This window comes from Halomonas koreensis (genome assembly GCF_031451675.1).
Taxonomy (GTDB): Bacteria; Pseudomonadota; Gammaproteobacteria; order Pseudomonadales; family Halomonadaceae; genus Halomonas; species Halomonas koreensis.
The window spans coordinates 140073-155443 of the sequence record NZ_JARWAK010000008.1 but is presented as its reverse complement, the minus strand read 5'-3'; the positions used below and the strand labels follow the sequence as shown (position 1 = coordinate 155443).

General features: G+C 67.9%; 21 protein-coding genes and 1 tRNA gene. All 22 read right to left on the bottom strand.

The features are described from left to right. Complete coding sequence (locus QC818_RS10940; protein ID WP_309652896.1) at positions 1-255, bottom strand: hypothetical protein; 255 nt, start codon at positions 253-255, stop codon at positions 1-3. Between the two features lie 199 nt (positions 256-454). Beyond that, positions 455-970, bottom strand: a complete 516-nt coding sequence (locus QC818_RS10935) for a hypothetical protein (protein ID WP_309652895.1) — start codon at positions 968-970, stop codon at positions 455-457. 82 nt (positions 971-1052) lie between these two features. After that, the gene (locus tag QC818_RS10930) at positions 1053-2045 is read right to left on the bottom strand and encodes a hypothetical protein (protein WP_309652894.1); all 993 of its coding nucleotides are present in this window, start codon (positions 2043-2045) and stop codon (positions 1053-1055) included. 106 nt (positions 2046-2151) lie between these two features. Then, the gene (locus tag QC818_RS10925; protein ID WP_309652893.1) at positions 2152-2961 is read right to left on the bottom strand and encodes an Lcl C-terminal domain-containing protein; all 810 of its coding nucleotides are present in this window, start codon (positions 2959-2961) and stop codon (positions 2152-2154) included. 62 nt (positions 2962-3023) lie between these two features. Further along, positions 3024-3353, bottom strand: coding sequence for a hypothetical protein (locus tag QC818_RS10920; RefSeq protein ID WP_309652892.1), 330 nt, complete (start codon positions 3351-3353; stop codon positions 3024-3026). A gap of 12 nt (positions 3354-3365) precedes the next feature. Continuing rightward, complete coding sequence (locus tag QC818_RS10915) at positions 3366-3821, bottom strand: hypothetical protein (RefSeq protein WP_309652891.1); 456 nt, start codon at positions 3819-3821, stop codon at positions 3366-3368. Between the two features lie 7 nt (positions 3822-3828). Next, a complete protein-coding gene (locus QC818_RS10910; RefSeq protein ID WP_309652890.1) occupies positions 3829-4404 on the bottom strand; it encodes a phage tail protein in 576 nt (191 codons plus the stop codon). After that, complete coding sequence (locus tag QC818_RS10905; protein WP_309652889.1) at positions 4404-4727, bottom strand: head-tail joining protein; 324 nt, start codon at positions 4725-4727, stop codon at positions 4404-4406. The genes QC818_RS10910 and QC818_RS10905 overlap by 1 nt, the downstream gene beginning before the upstream one ends. 16 nt (positions 4728-4743) lie before the next feature. Next, on the bottom strand, positions 4744-5736 hold the full coding sequence (locus tag QC818_RS10900; protein ID WP_309652888.1) for a major capsid protein: 993 nt from the start codon (positions 5734-5736) through the stop codon (positions 4744-4746). An 85-nt stretch (positions 5737-5821) separates the two neighbouring features. Further along, positions 5822-6181 (bottom strand): head decoration protein, encoded by a 360-nt coding sequence (locus tag QC818_RS10895; protein ID WP_309652887.1) that lies wholly within the window; start codon positions 6179-6181, stop codon positions 5822-5824. A gap of 71 nt (positions 6182-6252) precedes the next feature. Beyond that, positions 6253-7515 (bottom strand): head maturation protease, ClpP-related, encoded by a 1263-nt coding sequence (locus tag QC818_RS10890; protein WP_309652886.1) that lies wholly within the window; start codon positions 7513-7515, stop codon positions 6253-6255. A 3-nt stretch (positions 7516-7518) separates the two neighbouring features. Next, positions 7519-9015, bottom strand: coding sequence for a phage portal protein (locus QC818_RS10885; protein ID WP_309652885.1), 1497 nt, complete (start codon positions 9013-9015; stop codon positions 7519-7521). A 1-nt stretch (position 9016) separates the two neighbouring features. After that, positions 9017-9244 (bottom strand): gpW family head-tail joining protein, encoded by a 228-nt coding sequence (gpW, locus tag QC818_RS10880; protein WP_309652884.1) that lies wholly within the window; start codon positions 9242-9244, stop codon positions 9017-9019. Between the two features lie 9 nt (positions 9245-9253). Further along, a complete protein-coding gene (locus tag QC818_RS10875; RefSeq protein ID WP_309652883.1) occupies positions 9254-11332 on the bottom strand; it encodes a phage terminase large subunit family protein in 2079 nt (692 codons plus the stop codon). Then, complete coding sequence (locus QC818_RS10870; RefSeq protein WP_309652882.1) at positions 11325-11831, bottom strand: DUF1441 family protein; 507 nt, start codon at positions 11829-11831, stop codon at positions 11325-11327. The genes QC818_RS10875 and QC818_RS10870 overlap by 8 nt, the downstream gene beginning before the upstream one ends. Positions 11832-12179: 348 nt before the next feature. Next, positions 12180-12350: a hypothetical protein gene (locus tag QC818_RS18430; RefSeq protein ID WP_445351949.1), complete on the bottom strand. Its 171-nt coding sequence runs from the start codon at positions 12348-12350 to the stop codon at positions 12180-12182. Between the two features lie 414 nt (positions 12351-12764). Next, positions 12765-12986, bottom strand: coding sequence for a hypothetical protein (locus QC818_RS10860; protein WP_309652880.1), 222 nt, complete (start codon positions 12984-12986; stop codon positions 12765-12767). After that, positions 12979-13473 carry a lysozyme gene (locus tag QC818_RS10855; RefSeq protein ID WP_309652879.1) on the bottom strand — a complete coding sequence of 165 codons (495 nt, stop codon included), beginning with the start codon at positions 13471-13473 and terminating at the stop codon, positions 12979-12981. Before QC818_RS10855 ends, QC818_RS10860 begins: the two co-directional genes overlap by 8 nt. Then, entirely contained in the window at positions 13470-13736 is a 267-nt protein-coding gene (locus QC818_RS10850) for a hypothetical protein (protein ID WP_309652878.1), read from the bottom strand. Before QC818_RS10850 ends, QC818_RS10855 begins: the two co-directional genes overlap by 4 nt. Before the next feature lie 133 nt (positions 13737-13869). After that, positions 13870-13943, bottom strand: a tRNA-Met gene (locus QC818_RS10845). A gap of 121 nt (positions 13944-14064) precedes the next feature. Next, entirely contained in the window at positions 14065-14799 is a 735-nt protein-coding gene (locus QC818_RS10840; RefSeq protein ID WP_309652877.1) for a hypothetical protein, read from the bottom strand. A gap of 1 nt (position 14800) precedes the next feature. Next, positions 14801-15361, bottom strand: a complete 561-nt coding sequence (locus QC818_RS10835) for a VRR-NUC domain-containing protein (RefSeq protein ID WP_309652876.1) — start codon at positions 15359-15361, stop codon at positions 14801-14803. Positions 15362-15371: the final 10 nt, after the last annotated feature.

Sequence of the window (15371 nt, the reverse complement as noted above, 5' to 3'; positions counted from 1 at the left end):
TCAGCTACCCAGTACAGAGGAGGCGCCGGCTTGCCCGACAAGAGCCGTCGAGATCAAGTAGCCGCTCCCTACCCGGCGATCACCGCGGTAGAGCGTGGCTTTGAACCAGCGCACCCCGTTGTGGAGCGACTCGCCCTTGATCTTCACCACGTCACCCGGTTGGCCGAACACCGCCTTCTTGCGCTTACCGGATTGCACGGCGAGACCAGGTGTAGGCGCCAGCACAGTGCGGCGCGATAGTGATAGCTGCGGCATAGCCACCTCCGGCAATCAGGCACAGAAACGCCCGCCGGGTGGCGGGCGCTCGGGTAACGGGGAAAGGGTCAGGTCTTGGGCTGGCCGTCCTGCCGGGCCTTCTGCTCGTCGAAGAACAGTGACCACAGCTCGCACTCCAGCGAGGTCAGCATCTGCAGGGGGAACAGGTCGGGCCGCACGCGGAACAGGAACTCGCCCTTCAGGTGGCAGAGGCTGAGCGCGAGGCGGACTTCGTCTTCCCTGAAGAGCGCTTGGGCTTTCCCGGCTCACCGCCCAGGCCGGTCAGCTGCATGATCTTGTTGGTCAGCTGGGTGAACTCGATGGGGAACGCCTCGGCCAACTTTACCGCTAGTTGGCCGGAGCACTCGGGCGACACGCTGCCGAGGGTCAACATCTCGATACGCTTAGCGGTGTCATCCGGCACCTTCTCTCCGTTGCCGATCAGCTCGCGCAGTGCCTCGGTGATCTTCTGGTCCTTGCCGCTGGCCAGTGCCTCGGCGATGGCGGATCGGTTGCGGTTCATCTCCACGGCCTCGTTGGCCTTGGCCAGCTCGGCACCCTTGAGCCCACGCACCCGCCACACCGGCGGTTTGGGATTGCCCTTGTCGTCCTTCTCCGGTTCGCCGGTAAAGAATGCCTTGAGGCCCGGCACCTGCACGTCTTCCTCGCGCGGGGTGAACGTGGCGCCGGTGAACTTGCTGATGTCGAATTCCATGCCAGCTCCTGCTCGCATGTGGAAAGAGGCCGGCCCCGGGCGTGCCGGGGCCGGAGGTCAGGCGTGAGGCGAACGGCCGGCGTCAGCCGTCGAAGTCCTCGGTGGGCTGCTCGGCGGAGATGGTGACCGGGATGTTCACATGGTCGCCCGCCGGGTAGGTGCGGCTGATGCCGACGATGCCCTGGGTCAGCGAGAACGGCGCGCGGTTGCGGTCCTGGTACCAGCGGAACCACAGGCGCTCCCCTTTCACCTTGATGATCGGGTCGGTGATGCCGTCCTGGCCGTAGTAGGTGAACGAGGCCTGGCCGAGCGAGGAGCTCACAGAGCCCAGAGTGCTGCCGTAGATCTGGGTCGAGTTCACGGTGTTGGACTCGTCCGCCGGCACGAAGTCGGAGACGCGCGGCAGCTCGGCGAAGATGGGCACGTAGCCACGCACGTGCACCTGCTTCGGTACGCTGCCGGTATGGATGGCCGGCAGCGCGGTGGCGAAGGTGATCTCGCCCGCCGTCGGGTCCTCGGTCCACACCGGCGAGTCATAGCGCTCGGTATGCGTGCCCACCACCTGGAAGATCTCGGAGGTCTTCACCACCGCCGCGGCTTGGGCAGAGAGCCGCACCTGGCCGATCTCCACCGAGTCGACGGGGATCAGCGGCGGGCCGCCGGCGGCATCGCGTGTCTCGGTGAAGGAGGTGCCCTCGCTGCCCTGCACCGCGACCAGCGCGCCGGAGGCGTCCACGGTGATCGAGTTGATGATGTGGGTGTCGGTGACGGCCCGGGTCACGGCCACGGTCCCGCTGGCCACGCTGGCCAGGCCATCGGCATTCGCCGCCGCGGTGCCCGGCATGTAAGCGGTCAGCGCCGCCACGGCCACGGAGTCGTTGCCGGTGTTCGGCGTGATGTCGCCGCCGGTGGCCAGGCCGAACGGCAGCACGGCGGCCTCGAAACCGGAACGGCCGGACCACGGCGCGAACGACGCCTCGAAAGTGGTCGCGTCGCCGGTGTCGCTCATCTCCTCGAAGTCCTGAAACGACTGGCCGGACTCGTACTCGAGCTTCGGGTTGTTGGTGATGGCCATCAGGCATCTCCTCTGGTGTGGCTGATGTGATGAGAGCCCGGCGGCCGGGCATGAAAAACCCGCCGGGTGGCGGGTTTTATGGTCGGTGCTTGTGAGGGGTTACGGGTTACACCGGCACGCGGCGGACGGGGCGCACCGGGCGGTCCTGCGTCACGTTCTGGTTGAAGGTCACCCCGTCGGAGAACCGTTGTGTCAGGGCCGAATCGGAGCTTTTCATGGTGCTCGACCAGCGGTAGACAAGCTGGTTGTTGATCGAGAACTCCGGGTGGTCCGGGATCGACAGGTTCTGGACGACGAGGTTCAGCTCGTTCTCCGACGGCATGTACCAGTCATCGAAGCCGTCGTTGGTATAGTCGAGGCAGTGCTCGATTGCGGGCATAGAGTTGTAGAAGCCAAGGGCCTCCTGCGTGTTCTGGTAGCCGTCGTCAGGGTCTTCCGCCGTAATTCCACTACCAGAACTCGAGAAGCTCCAGCGCATCGACCCGGACTCCCCCGCTGATTTCGCTGCGATAATGTGGAATTGTCGCGCATCCGCGTAGGTGATCGTGCCCGCGTAGATCCCGCCGCCGATCTCGTCGCCGACCGAGGCATTGGCATAGTCCGGCGCAAGAGTCTCAACAACTGCAACACTCGCCTCAGCACTCAGGCGAACCAGACCACCCTCGACACTGGCGACCCGGTAGTAATAGTTCGTGTCGATGGCCACGGTGTCGTCATCATGAGATACCGCGGCCGCACCGAGTACAACTATAGGCGCCGGCAAGGCCTGCGGGTCCATCGGCGTTTCGCTGCGATAAAGGCGCAGCTCATCGACAGACCCAGCCGAGTCAGTGATCGAGGCCGTCACCACCGGATTCTGCCCATCGGCAGTCTGCTCAAGGGTCAGCGAGGGTATGGTTTGGTCATTGGTGATCACCACCTCTCCACCTGATCCACCCCCACCCCGCTGGCTGCCCCACAGCCCGCCCTTCCATACACTCATACCGTGATCTCCCAGCTGCTGGTCCCGGTGCTCACCAGACGCAGCGCACTGGCGGCGCCGGTGATGCTGTCCACGGCGGCCTCGGTGGCGGCACCGGCCGGCCAGTCATGCCACACGGCGGTGTCGTCCGCGATAGCGTCGTAGCTGCTCAGGGTGTACTGCACCTTGGCGTTGGTGCCGGGGCTCACGGCCACCGCGGCTTCCCGGCCGAGGCTGGGCAGAATCACCGGTTCGCTGGTGGCGTCGGTCACGGTCTCCTTGTGGAACCAGCGCGGGTCGGTGCGGCTCGGCAGCGTCTCGCTGCGCATCTCTCGAAGGGTCGCCATGGCGGTCTCCGGTTATCCCATGCTGTTGGTGAAGGGGTCGCCGATGTCGTGGCGCCAGCGGACCTCGAGCACGACGGCAATGCCGATCATGTCGCTGCCGTCCACCGGGTAGTCGATGGCGTCGCCGCGGTAGGCCACGTCGTCGGCCAGGCCGTCCAGGGTGCGGTCGCCGCTGGTGGCGGCCTTGATCAGTTCGGCCAGCAGGCCGTTGGCCTGGGTGCTCCACTGGGTGTGGTCCTTGTCGGCCCAGTGCAGCGTCTCGACGTTGACCTGGGTGGTCACGCTGGTCTGGCTGTAGCGCTCCTGCTCGATGGTGGCGTCGCTGTCATCCCACAGGTTGATCGCCGGCAGGTTGTCGCCGTCGATGTGCCGGTTCGAGCGCTGCACCTGGGCGCCATCGAACGCCGCCAGGCCGGAGAGCTTGTCCTGCAGGGCGACGAGGATCTGTTCGCGGATGGGAGTTGCCATGCGGCCCTCACTGCTGATTCAGGAGGCGATCGGCCTCCACGCCCAGGCGCTCCATCAGCCGGTTGCCGGCCGGGGCCTGGAGGTCGTCTTTCACGTCGGTGAACACCTGGGAGACGGACGGGCCATACAGCACCTGCAGGCCCTCGCTGCGGCCCAGGCCCGGCCCGCGCTTGGTGCGAATGGCGATGGCGGTCACGCCATTGGCGAAGGTGATCTCGAACGCCCCGGGCATGCGCTGCCGCTGGCCGGCGCCGGGCTTCACCGTCACCCCGATGCCCTTGTTGTTGGCATACACGGTGTAGGGGTAGCGGCTCAGCAGCTGGCCGCGGGTCGGCGTCTGGATCGCGCCCTGGGCCTTGGTCACCGTCGCCCGGCGCACCTTCAGCTTCTCGCGCACATAGGCCGCCTTCAGCCGCACCTGGCTGCGGATCTCCCGGCTCACCTCGGTGCGGGTCACGCCCAAGGTGTGGTTGATCGCCCGGGACATCGCCCGCTCGGCACCGTTCTTCAGGTGCGCCAGGTCTTCCTCCACCTGCCGAACCTGCGTCCGGTCGATTCGGATCTTGATCGGTTCCAGGGCCATTACGGACGCTCCGGTTTGACCTTCCAGGTGATCCAGCGGCCGTCATTGGCCAGCGGGGTTTCCAACACCCAGGTGTCGCTGCCTACGGTGATGGTCTCGCCCCGCTTGGCGTCGGGCAGGTCGGCGAGCAAGACGCTGAGCTCCGTCCGTCGCTCCACCACCGTGCCCTGGTAGCCGCCAACCGTGCGCTCCACGTCGCGCTCCACGATGACGGGCAGCGTGACGGGGTCGCCGGTGGCAGGGGTATAGGTGCCCGACTGGGTGTCGGCCAGGTGCTCCATGACCGCCTCGTCGAGGCGGTCACTCAGGTCGCTGAAGCTCATGGGGATTCACCACCCCTTACGGGGCGGTGTTCTCGTAGAGCTTGATGTTGGCCTTGGGCCGGGTGCAGAGGTGCGCCGGGTTGGACTGCGCCTCCAGCTCCACGCCCTTGTTGTGGTCCAGCATCTTGGAGCTGGAGTAGAACGGCAGGCCCAGGGTGTTGACGGTGTCCATGTAGTCACCCGGCGCGAAGCGGGTGATGAACAGGTCCATCACGCCGTCGGGAGAGGCATAGGCCTCGGTGTCGGCGATCTTGACCGAGCCGCCACCACGATAGCGCTCCCAGAAGATGCCGCCGAACGGGAACGGGGCGCGGGGATCGGCGCGCAGCTGGGCGCCAGCCTGCCAGCGCTCGTAGGCCTCCTTGACCTTGCTGTGGGTGATGAGCTTCTTCCAGAAGCTCTTGCCGCAGCGCACCGTCACGCCGGTGTAGGAGAGGCCGCCCAGGGCATCCTCGATCTTCTCGTGGATGTCGAGGGCCTTCCCCTGCACGTCGGTGCTGGCGGTATCCAGCTTCATCTCGACGGTCTGCTGGGTCATGTTGAACGTCTGGAACAGGTCGTAGATGACGGTGGTGGCGTCGGAGTCCAGCACCTTGCCCTGGATCGCGCCGAGGCGATGGTACTCGTGGGTCATGTCGATGCGCCGAGCCATCTTGGCCAGGCGGCGGTTGACCACGGTCTGCACCGCCTGCTCGGCATCCTCGCTGCCGAAGGCCCGGACGTTCTGCACCTCGTCGGCGCCGATGGTCGCGGTGGTGGGCAGGTGAGCGGTGTGGAAGCTGTACCCAGTGCGCTTGTCGGCGCCGACCACGGTGCCGGGCGCGCCGCGCGGCTTGTTCTCCACCAGGCCCAGGGTGTCGCCGTCCTTCTCGATGATCAGGCTGGTGGTGGAGATGCCCTCGGCCTCGAACAGGCCGGCGTCACCGATCTGGCTCGGCTCGTAGGTCACCTCGTTGATCGCGGCGGTCAGCGACGACAGCGTGAATATGTCGGAATCGAAGATGCCCATGGTTGGCTCCTATGGGTGATGGTGATCAGTCCCCCAGCCCCGCGGGGCCGTGGGCATTCGATGGTGGAGGGTTACCCCAGGCGGCTCAGCGCGGGATGATGCCGACGCCGATCAGGTCGTTCATCGCGGTGGTGGTCTGCGGCTCGGTGATGCCGTCCGGCAGAGTCAGCGCGTCTTCCTGCACCTCGCAGGCCCGCACGTGCACGGTGCACGGCTGAGGGCCGCCGGAGGCGTCGACCGCGCCGTACAGCACCGCCTTGGCCGTCTCGGTACCGTCAGAGGCACCGGGCGCCAGCTGCACGTAATCGCCGTTGGTATCCAGCGCCAGCACGGCACCGGCCGGCAGGTTGCCGCTGGCCAGGGTGCCCTGCTCGCGCGAGCGGGCGCCGTTGGCCTCGGACACGATGTGCTCGCCGGTGTGGCGGGGTTCGGTGAAGCTCGTCATGATCAGTCTCCTGTGGTGACTGGTTCAGGGTGCGAACGCCGCCGGGCGCCGCGGTGGGGAATGGCCGGGCGTCAGGCGCCGGCCTTGCGGTTCTGCCGGGCGTAGATCTTTCCGTAGTCGATGCCGGCGCGGTGGCCGCCCTCGGGCGAGTGGCTGCCATTGATGTGCTGGCCGTCGCCGCTGGCCGCGGCGACGTCGAAGATGTACTCGGAGGCCTGCTCTTCAGGCATGCCGTTGTCCACCAGCTTTTCGAGCAGCTGATGCTGGCCAGTGGTCTGGCAGGCCTTGGCGATGGCGGAGACACGGGTGCGTTCGGCGGCGAGGATCTCGTCAGGATTTCCAGCGCCAGTTTGCAGCGCCTTGATGGCCTGAACTGCCTTGCCGGGCTCGGCAACGATGTCCTTGGCGTCCATCTGTAGGGCCTTGGCGATGAGAGCTACCGGTTTGCCCTCCTCCTGGTGTTGGACGGCAATAGCCAGAGACGGGAAAGACTCGATGAACCCAGCGACCACGTTGGCAGCCTCCGCCTCCGATTTCGGCTCGGCCCGCTGACGCAGCGCGATGATCTGGTCACCCAGATCGGCGGCCTGGGCCTCGGCCTGCTCGGGGGTGAGATCGAAGGCCAGCGCCAGCGCATCGGCCGCGGTCATGGTGGCACCGCCGCCCTGCCCCTTGAGCTCCGCCCGTAGCTTGGCGATCTCGCTGCTCTGCTCGAGCTGCTTCATGAATGGCGTGATGTCGGCACTGGCCACGGCCCGCAGCGATTCATCGGCGTCGGTGGCGAAGCCCCAGTCCAGCGCTTCCTCGGCGTCGAGGTAGGTATCGCCCTGGTCGAGCAGGCCGCTGATCTCGTCGGCGCTCTTGCCAGTGGTCGTGGTGTAGATCTCCACCAGCGAGGCATCGACCTTCTTCAGGTTGCTGGCGATCTCTTCCATGTCGGCGACGTTGAAGGCGCCGCAGATCAGCGCGCTGGCCCGGTGGGTCATCATGTTGCTGCCAATGGCCATGGAGCGAGTGTCGCCGGCCATCATGACCACCGTGGCGATGCTGGCCGCCATGCCGGTCACGCGGGTGTGCACCTTGGCCGAGTGGCCACGCAGGTAGTGGTAGATGCGCACGCCGCTGGCGACGTCGCCGCCCGGGCTGTTGATCTCGACCGTGATCTCGTCCAGCTCGCCGAGCTCGTCGACGGCGGCGATGAATTCCCGGGCCGGCTGCAGGCCCATGAAGTCGTTGATCCAGTCCGGCGCCCAGTCGCTACCGATGGGCTTGTCGATCACGACGACGGCGTGGCGCGGGTTGTCCTCCCGCGCCTGAATGGAAAACCAGGGCATGGGTCAGTCCTCTTCTTCGGTGTCGGCCAGGGTCTGGAGGGCCTGGTGCAGTGCGCCGCTCTTGTTCACGCGGCGCGGGTCGGAGTCGAACACCAGGCCGTTGTCGTCGGCGCTCTGGTGGCTCTTGGCGATCTCGGCGTCGAGCTGATCCAGCGCCCAGCCGCGTTCGCCGGCCTTCTCGCTGCGCGGGGCGAAACCGGCGCGCACCTCCATGAGGTCGGCGGTGACTTCCTTGAGCGGGTCGACCCATTCCCACTTCGGGGCGATCCAGTCGATGGCCAGATACCGCGCCCGGTTGCGCCAGTAGTCGGGGCGCACCAGGGCGCCGCTGGTGACTGCAACGTCGAGCCACTTGGCGGCGATGCGCTTGCACCACTGGTGGACGATCAGCATCGCCTGCAGGGCTTCGGCACGGCGGCGGAACTCGATCACCCCGGCGCGTATGCTGGAGTAGTTGACGCCCTTGAGGTCGCCGGTCAGCTGCTCGTAGGTGATGCCGGCACCAGCGGCCACGGCCAGCAGTTCGGAGCGCAGCCACTCGGTGTACTGCCCCTGGATGTCCGGCGGGTTGGAGAACGTGACCTGCTCGTCGTCCTCGAGGTAGTGGATGCCGCCGGGGGTGAACTCGTCGAGCGGCTCGATGTCACCCGGCGCGCTGACCAGCTCGCCGAAGGTCGGGCCGTCGTCCTCGGGATCGTGCGCGGTCTTGCGGTGCACGAAGGTGCCGAACAGTTGGCCCAGCTTCTGGCGGGCCAGCGTGGCGTCCTGCATCTCGTCGATCTCGTAGAGCCGGACGATCACCGAGGTCAGCTCGGGCACGCCGCGCAGCTGGCCGGGCCGGGTGCGGCGGAACATGTGGACCACGTTGTCGGCCGGTACCGGCACCCGCTCGTTGAGCTCGCTGGTCAGCTTCTCGTGCGGATGGAACCGCCACAGGTGATAGGCAGTGCGGCGCCCGATTCCATCGAACTCGATGCCCATCTTGATCAGGCGGCCACCGAAGGCGCGCGAAAAGTTCGGGTCGAGGTGCTCGGGCTCGATCAGCTGCAGCTGCATGGGCACCGAGAGCCCATCGCTCGACCTGCGAAAGCGAATCCGCGCCAGCGCCTCGCCGGCCTCGAACTGGCTGCCGGCGGCCAGGGCCTGCAGTCCGTAGAAGTTGTCGATGCCATCGGCGTCACACTCCGCCACCCAGCGGTCCCACAGCGCCTGAATCTCCGGGTCGCCCCACTGCGGCTTGATGCCGGTGCCGACCAGGTTGGAGATGTGCTTCTCCTTCGCGCTCTGGGCATAGGCGTTGTTGCGGATGGCGTTGTGGCTGCGCGACCACAGCAGCGGCAGCGAGCGCGCTATCGGGCCGTTGGGGCCGGACACCACCGTGCCTTTCCCGGCCATGCGGCGGCTGCTCGAGGCGCCCTCGTAGGACGCCTGGGCCCGCATGGGCACGAGCTGGCCGCCGCGCATCGTCATGCGGATGCGCGGTTTCACGGTCGCGGTCATGTCAGAGCCCTTTGCTGGTGGCGGCGTAGCGAGTGCGGGAACGGCGGCCGCCGCTGGCGGCGTTCAGCTGGGCGGAGATGGTCCGCTCCAGGTCGCGCAGCTTGGCGATGTCGGCCCGGGCGTACTGCACGGTGCGCCCATCGCGCGTGACCATCGTGGCGCGGCGCCCGGCGGCCAGGTCGAGAATGGCCTGCTTCACCTGGGCGAGATCATCGGCGGTGTAGGCCATGGGCGGCTCCTAGATTCGGGGTTTGGCCACCTTGCGGCGGCGTCTCTTCTGCGGCGACGGCGCGGCCTGCTGGGTGGTCGGCGCCTGGCCGGGCTCTTCGCCGGGGCGATACACCAGCAGGTTCTCGTCCCAGTCGGCGGCCCAGGGCGGCGGCGCCGACCAGTCGAGCTTCTCGATGCCGAGGATGATGCCGAGCGCCGAGTCGTAGACCAGCAGGTCGAAGGCCTCGTTGGGTCGCTTGCCGGGGCGGCTCCACTTGCCGGTGGCCGGGTCGCGCACCTCGTAGGTCAGCTCGTCGTACCACCAGCGGCCGAGCCAGCTGGGCACGTGCATGTAGCCGGCGCCGGGGTTGTCGCGGTCCATCATGGCGGCCACGGCGTCCTTGAGCAGGTCGGTGCCGAGGGTGTAGAGCGGCACGTCGCCACGGGCGCGGCTCTTGCGGCTCTTCCGCCCGGTGTTGTCGGGCCAGCTTTTGGTGACGCGGTTGGCCGTCTTACTGCTGCCGCCCTTCACCAGGTAGGCGCGGGACTGGAGACCGTCCTTGCGCAGGCGGCGGAACCAGTCGTAGGCCTGGCTGGTGACCGACTCGCCGTCGTCGCCCTTTTCGCCGCCGGTGTCGACGGCCACGGCCAGGATCGGCATGCGCCGGCCGCTGCCATCGGCGAGGCGATAGGAGCGCTTGAGCACGTCGCGGGTCAGCAGGTCCCAGTCCTCGGGCTGCGTGGCCGGGCTGATCTGGCGGGGCGGTTGGTCGTTGTCGGGGCCGCGGTCTTCCTTGATGTTGAAGCGGTCGATGATCCACTTCTCGCGGTTGACGCCCCATCCGTGCACCTGGACGACGAAGCGGCGATGCTTGCCGCCCTGCACGTCGACGGTGGCGGTGAGGAACCTGACGCCGTGGGGCACGGTGCGCCGCTCGGTCTGCTCGGCGCGGTCCATCAGCTGCTGGCTGGAGCGCTGGGTCTCGCTGCGGCGATGCCGATACGGCAGGCCCCAGTCGGTGTTGATGACGGTCTTGAGCGTCTCCTGGCTGCCGGTCTGCTGGTAGGTCTCTTCCGCCCGCGCCAGCTTGTCGGCCAGGCTGGCCCAGCTCTGGAACGCGGCGGCAGGGCCTTCCATCCAGAACGAGGCGATACGGGTCTGGCGCGGCGTGCCGATCAGCTCGCCCTCGAGGGTCAGATCGCAGCCCTCCGGCACCCAGCGGCCGCACAGGTTGAGCGCGCGCTTGTGCTTCGGGTCGACCTCGACACCGCAGTGGGCACAGCACACCCGCTTCGACAGCGGGTTGAAGTGGTCCTTGATCGGCTGGAACCAGCGCCGGCACGACGGCTCAGGGCACTGCCAGTACCAGCGCCGGCGGTCGCCCTGGTTGTAGAGATCGAGGATGCCGGTGGTCGGGTCTGCCATGTGCGGCTGATCCGCCGGCCGCTCCCAGTCCGGATCGGTAACCTCGCGCCCCGGCGAGGCCTCGGCCAGCGTCATGCCGGTGGAGCCAAACGTCTGGGTGCGCTTGCTGGCGAGGGTGAAGGCGTCACCCTCGCCGTCGATGTCCTCCCCCATCCGGTCGTAGTCGGTCAGCAGCACGAACTGATAGTCCGAACTCGCCAGCACGTTCTTGGACGGCCACTTGATGCCCAAGTAGTTGCCGGCGCGGAAGACGATGTCGTGGACGTTGTTGTCGTGGCCGCGCGGACTCAGCCGAGCGTTGAGCTTGGGCGAGTGCTGCAGCATGCGGCCTATACGCTTCTTGCTGTACTCGCGGGCCTTGTCCTCGCTGATCTGCACAATGACACCGTCACCGGGATCGCAGTCGGTTTTGTAGGCGGTGAAACCGTCGACCAGGGCCTGAGTCTTCCCGGTCCGCGCGGGGCCGACGAAGATCACCGCGTCATAGCGGCGGCTGCCCATGCAGTCGAGCGGCTCGACCATGTAGGGCGTGGCGTCCGGCGACCAGTCGCGCACCGTGCCGTCGCCGCCTACCACCTTCATCACCTCGGCGGCGGCCTGGCTGGCCCGGATGCGGCGCGGCGGGCGGATCAGCTCGGCGACGTCGCGGCGAATGGCGGCGGCGCTGGCGGTGCTAGCCATCGGCTGCCTCCTCATCACCCTCGTCGTCGACGATCGCCTGATACATCTGCTCACGCAGGGCGTCGGTGGTCTGCTCGACCATCTCGATCGCTTCCGGCGGCAGTCCGGCATCGCGCTCGAGCATGTCGGCCAAACTGTCCAGCCCAGAGGCGACGGCCTTGGCCAGGCGGCTCATCTCGCGGTGACCGTCCTCGACCGGTATCAGCAGGCGCATCTCCTTCTCGAGCTTCACGCGGGAGAGCTCGGAGGTGTACCAGTCCTTTCGGTCCTGGGGGTGCATCTTCGAGGGGTCCATTCCCTCGGAAAGATGGGTCTCGCCGAACAGCGCCGGCCCGGCATCCTTCAGGGCATAAACGTTGGCCCCGTTGCGGGTGCCCGCCGGCACCACGCCTGCCACCTTCAGGCGTTTGCGGACCGTATCCCGATGTAGCCCGAACGCATCCGCCAGCCTGCTGATGTTCCAGTTGTAGGCCTCTTCCAGGCGGTTGATCTCAGCCACACGACGGTCATCCTATGTTCGGCACCGCACCCCTCTGCATTTCGGCACCCTCGGCACCATGAAAGCCAGCAACCACGCGGCATTGCCCCGGGTGCTGCTGACGACCAGGGAATGCCGAAATTTTGTCGAAATCCGAGGCTCTGCGTCCCCGTGGACGGGGGTGGGGGCCGCCGGGAGGACCCGCGCCATAGGCCTCGGCGAGGGTTGGCGCGTCGCCGGTATGCCCTCAGTGCCTGGCCCGGTGGCGTCGGTGCGAGTGCATCGCGCTGAGCAGCAATGCCAGCAGCAGGACCAGCAGCACCAGGGCTGCGGTGTTGCGGAAACGCTGGGTGACTGGCCCCCGGCCGTTCATTCCTCGGCGCCGGCGTCGTGGCTGAGGATCTCGACGACAGCCGCGCGATCGGCGTTGGCGCGCCGCAGCAGCCCGTCGTACTCAGCGAGCAGGTCCAGCAGCCCCCGGTTCGTTGCGACCGTCCCGGCGGGATGCGGGAGGGGGCTGGTCAGGCTCGGCGGCACCATCGGCGTCACCAGCACCGGCACCGTCTGCGGCGCCGAGCTGGCGCAGCCAGCGAGCCACAGCATCAGGCAGAGGCTGAGCAGCCCAGTCGCCCACTTCGGCATCGTCTTCCTCCAGCCGGTCGAGCGCCTCGAGGTGCCCCCGGATCGTTTCGCGTGCGTCGGCCAGGGCCTGCTCGCGCTGCTCGAGGGCGGCCAGCAGGTTACGAGCGTTCTCGCGGCGCCACTCCAGGGCGCTGGTCAGCGCGGCCACCTCCCCCTGGGTTCGTTCGAGATCGGCCTGGGCGGCGTCTCGCTCGGCGGCCGCCAGGTTCCGGGCGGCCTCCAAGCCCTGCAGGTAGAGCCAGCCGCCGCCGGCGAGCGCCACGGCCAGCAGGGCGGCCCACACCCACCCCGGTATCAATCGCAGCAGTCGGATCATCGTTGCCCCAACCTGCGGGCCACCACGTCATCCCAGATGGCCGTGCCCATGTAGGCGCCGATCACCGTGCCCCATAGCCCATAGGTCGGCCACAAGGCGGCCTCGGGCAGCGGCAGCCAGAACAGCGCCGCGGTCTCGAGGATCGCCGCGGCCATCGCCCAATGGGCCAGCCGGCGGCGGTTGCGCCACCAGTCGCGGGACTCGGGATGGTCACTCATCGTCGCCGGCCACCAGGGTCGCGTATTCGTCGTAGAGGCACATCCAGCGCTCGACATCGCGCCGGCGGACCAGACCGGGCAGCTGCTCGCCGCCGGCATACACCCAGCGGGACAGCTCGTTGCAGGCCTCGACCACCTGGCCGGCGTTGAGCCGCTCCAGCAGAGTTGAGCGTTGGAACGCCCCCTCCCCCACGTTGAAAACGAACGAGGCCAAGGCCGCCCGGCGGGTGGGCGGCAGCTCGACCTCGACATGCTCGTCCACCGCGGCGAACGCATCGCCCAGGTCGCCGGCGAGCAGCTCCTCGCATTCCTCGTCGCTATGGGTCTGCCCGATCCGCGCCGTCGCCGTGTGGCCATAGCACACCGTCACCACGCCGACCGGATCGACGTAGGCGGTGTTCTCCTTGCCCTCGAAGTGACTCACCGTGCCCAAGGCCAGCGCGCCGGCAGCGCCGGCCGCCAGGGTCAGGCGCTTCAGGCCCGTCACGACTCTCCCTCCCGGAGGCGCTCCATCTCCTCATCGTGCCGGACCAGGGCGTTGCGGTGCTCCCGCTCGGCCATCTCGAGCTTGCGGCGCTCGGAGCGCAGCCGGCGGACGATCAACCACATCTGCAGAGCCAGGTAGAGGCAGGTCAGCACCCCTACCACCACCGAGACCTGGGTGGAGGGATCGGCGTTGACCATCGTGGCCCAGGCGGCCCCCACGGGCGCGGCCCGCGCTCCTTCGTGGATCGCAACTCGTGTGGACATAGCGACTCGTCGTCTGGGCATGAAGAAAAGGCCCCGCACGAGGGGCAAGACGCGCCAGGTGGCAGCGTCATCACGAAATAGGGGCCGCCCACGGGGCTGGCGCGACAGGGAGGGAACGCCGGGCGGCATAAATTGGTAGCGGATGCCGGAGTTGCATCGACTTCTCCGGGTTATGAGCCCGGCGTCTTGCTGTCTGACCCATCCGCTGCAAACGAAAGCGGCCCGCCGGTGGGTGCCGGCGGGCCGCGATGATGTCTGGCGCCTGGCGGAACGATCGCCAAGCTACACAGAAGGTAGCTCAACCGTGGATCGAGTGCAACATGTTGTGCTAAACAATCTCCTCCTGTGGATAACCTACCTTGGCCAGCAGAATCAGCTGGGCCTTGGCCGACTTGGCCGCGTCCTTGATCGCCTGGCCATTTCGGAACGCCGGCACCTGGTGGGCGGTCCGCACCCGCCGGCGACCGCCCTCCTGCGCCCTGGCGTGGCGCTCGGCCATCTCGACGCGCTCCGCCTCGCTGCGCGGCACCACTTGCCACTGGCGGCGGCCGCGATCCTCCACCGGCCGATCCTCGATGCACTCGAACGTGTGCCCAGGCACCGGGGACACGCGCGGATAACCCAGCTGCTGGGCATAGTGGCCGATGTTGGCGGCGATCTGGTCATAGTTGGCCGCCCACTCACTCCCCCGGGCCCGGCGGTCCAACTTGCGCGCCTGGATCAGCAGCGCCAGCAGCTGGCGCTCGGGGATGTTCGCCCAGGCCAGCCAGCGGCGCACGGCCTCGTGGTTCTCGTGGGTGCGGATGCCGCGGTCGTACATCATCGCCAGCGGCTCCCGGGCGATGTCGGTGCCGCCTGGGTGCTCGCCGGCGTGCGCCAGCGGGCTGTCGGCATGAAACCCCAGATGGGTCGGGTGCAGCGTTCGCCGTTCCACCTCCATGTCGAGGATCCGGCGGACGAACACCCGGGCCGCCTCGCCGTCGTGCTCCGGGTGTTGCTGGCGCGCCAGCTCGCGCAGCTGCCAGATGCCCATGCGCTCGTAGTCCCTGGTCTGTGCCGTCACGCTACCCCTCCCCTCGGTCTGCGCCAGTGCTGCCATCGCCATCGTCGTCTCCCCGTCTCCAGTCCGTGCCGTTCTCCAGTTCCCAGCGCCAGCCGACTATCAGGGTGCGCGGCCAGCTGGCGTACTCCCTCAATACCGCCTGGGCTTCCTCGAATCCCCGCGCCAGCGCCGGGCAATACCCCTCGTACTCGCTATCGTCCAACCACTCATGCTGACTGTCGGCCAGCGCGGCATCCCGGGGCGGCGCGGCCTTGAACTCGAGGTAGAGGCCATGCCAGCCACCGCGGGCCTGGCGGATCACCAGGTCCGAAACCCCGGCCTTCACGCCTTGCGCTTTCATCCGCCCGGCCTCTTTGCCCAACCGGTACCCGCCGTTGGGTACGTGATAGGTGGCGTCATAGAGCTCGCCCACCGCGGTGCCGCGCATCTTCTCGCCCAGCAGCCAGCGGATCAGCACCGCCTGCTCCTGACCCTCCCAGTCCACCAGCTTGCGGCGAGGCTTGCCGTCCGCCCGGGTCTTCCTCCGCCGGCCCGGGGCCCGGCCGTAGTCGCGCCAGCTCATCCGCGCCTCC